Genomic DNA, 2,851 nt, shown 5'->3' on the forward strand with positions numbered 1-2,851 from the left:
CATTCGGCCGAGGCGATCACCTGAACATTATAGACGCCGGTCGTATCCGCCGTGAAACACAGCTCGCCGCCCGCGTAGGCGCCAAAACTGGTTGTTACGGTCGCTCCGCTCGGCTGCACGCCAAACTGGTAGCAGATCTCTTCGGGTGCGCAGAGCGAGACATCGATCGGTCCGGTCGGACAGGCGATTGCCGCCGGCTGCCGGAATTCGATCGTGACGACAAGCGTATCACGGTCGATCGCACCGCAGGAGTCGGCCACTTCCATGATAAACTGATAGGCGCCCGGAGCCGGCGGCGTGAAGCAGATCTGATTGGCTGAAGTGTCGATCGTGCCATAGCCCGAAACCATCGCTTCAGTCAGACCCGTGCCGTCGGGATCGAACGCATTGTACGTAAAGCAGATATTTTGGGGGCCGCAGGACGAAACCGGATAGTTGTTGGGGAGCTGGACCATCGGTGATGGATTCATCATCACCGTGATCGTCGTCGTGTCGATCATCACTTGCCCGCAATCATCGGCCGCCTCAAGGATAAACTGGTAGACTCCCGCCATTGTCGGCGTGAAACAGATGCTCGCTCCGTCGTACAGGCCCGGACCGCTGAACGTGCAGTCGAGCAGGTTGCCGTCGACATCACTGCACCCGGCCGGCCAACAGATTTCCGTATTGCCGTCACAAAGGAAGAGGGTCTGATCGGAGCCGGCATCGGCTACAGGCGCTGAATTGAAAGCCACCGTCACGTCGATCGTGTCATAATCGGCGACGCCACATTGGTCCTGGATCCTCACGATGAAGGAATAGATGCCGGAGGCGGCGGGGCTGAAGCAAACTTCCGAGTTGCCCGGAATCAATGTCCCCGGGCCTGATATCAGGGTAATACTGGTCGTTCCCAGGCCATTGGGATCCTGCGCCGCATAAGGCATGCAAATCGCTTCGGTTTCGCAGAGGGACAGGGCGAAGTCGGCCCCGAATGCAATTGTCGGCGCCTGGTTAATGTTGAACGTCACCGTGAACTGCGTCTGGCAGGTCGCGCCGCAGTCATCGGTGCACAGCATCACGACCGTCACCGTCTGGCTCGAGGTCGGCGTGTAGCACCAGGTGTTACCGACCAGCGAACCGGGACCGGAAAGAATCTGGCAGGAGGTCAGGTTGCCATCGGCATCGTCGGCGTAGGCCGGCAGACAAACCTCGGCGGGGATACACTGGGTGATCGTCGTGTCATTCGGCACGACACAGGTCGGCGCCGAGTTGATCGACACATTGATCGTCGCCGAATCGACAGCGATCTCGCCGCAGGCGTCAATCGCCTCAACCACAAACAGGTAGCTCCCGCTCGCACCCGGAGTGAAACAGATCTGCGACCCGTCGTATGACCCCGGTCCTTCAATCAGTGTGAAACTCACGATATCGTTGTCGGGATCGCTGCTGCCGGCCGGCCAGCAAATCGGCTCCGCCTGGCACAGCGCGACCGTCTGATCGGCGCCGGCATTGGCGGTCGGCGGACTGTTGAGCGTATAGAACACCGTAACGGTGTCGCGAGCGATCAGGCCGCAGAAATCGGTCGCCTGGACCACAAACGTGTAATCGCCAGTAGCCGCCGGCGAGAAACAGATCTGACTGCCGTCAAACGTACCGGGGCCGGAAATGAGCTGCGCACCGGTCACGTTATTGTTCGGGTCGGTGATGCTGACCGGGATACAAACTTGCCCGGCGACGCAGGCAAACTGAATAACGTCGTCACCCGCGTCTACCACCGGCGCGCCGTTGACCGTGATCGTGAACACAATCGTATCGATGTCAGAGGCGCCGCAGGCATCGGTCGCCTGCACGATGAACTCGAATACCCCCGGACCGGCCGGATTAAAACAGAGCTGCGATGAGCCCTGGTTGATGCTGCCGCTCGGGTCGCCGGAAAGAATCTGCACCGTCGTGACGTTGCCATCGGCATCCGTCAACGCGTACGGCCAGCACACCGCACCCGGCGAACACTGGAAGAGACTCGTATCGACGCCCAACGCCAATGCCGGTGAACTGTTCAAAGTCACATCATAGGTGAGCGAGACGGTATCGGCGCCACCGCACGTATCGGACACAACCGCGGTTACGCTGTAGCTGCCGGCCGCATTGGCGTTGAAACACCACTGGCCGCTGCCGCTCACACTACCGTTGCCGGACAGGCGGCTCCAGGTGAGCGCCCCGCCGTCGCCATCGGCGGCTGCAAATTGATAACAAATCTGGGCCGCCGCACAAAGGAACGTATCCACCGGCGAGGTTGGAATCGTCGCCACCGGTAAGGTGTTGATCGAAACGTCGCGCACAACCGTGCAGGTATCGGACCCGCAGCTCGTCGCGGCGATTATCTCGATTTCATAATGACCGGCTGTGTCGGCATCAAAACAAAGCGTCCCACCGCTGAACGAGCCGATCGGGCTGACCGTCACCACTGCGCCGGGGCCCATGATGCCAACCGGCACACAGACCGCACCGGGACCGCAGAGGAAAACATCGGCCGGCGCGGGACAACTGATCTGAGCCGCCTCGCCGATCGTTACGTTGAACTCGATGGAGCAAGTGTCGGCCCCGCACGTTGACGATGCGATCACATCAATAAGATACTGACCGCTGGTATCGGCGACAAAACAGAGCTGACCGCCCGAGTAGGCGCCGTACGAGGTCGTGACGGTCGCGCCGGAACTCACGGAAAGCGTCTGGCAAACCGTATCGGGGCTGCAAAGCGCAACTCCAATCGGGGCCTCCGGACAGACGATTGACGCTGATGCGCCAAAACTCACCAGAACGCTGATCGTGTCAACATCCATCGCGCCGCAGCCATCGGCGACTTCTACGATGA

General features: G+C 60.5%; 1 protein-coding gene. It reads right to left on the bottom strand.

Features of this window, described 5'->3' with window-relative positions; all coding sequences use genetic code 11:
• A partial coding sequence (locus KKA81_16765) for a hypothetical protein (protein ID MBU2652579.1) occupies positions 1-2,851 on the bottom strand: 2,851 nt, incomplete at both ends.

The organism is Bacteroidota bacterium, from assembly GCA_018831055.1.
Classification (GTDB): domain Bacteria; phylum Bacteroidota; class Bacteroidia; order Bacteroidales; family B18-G4; genus M55B132.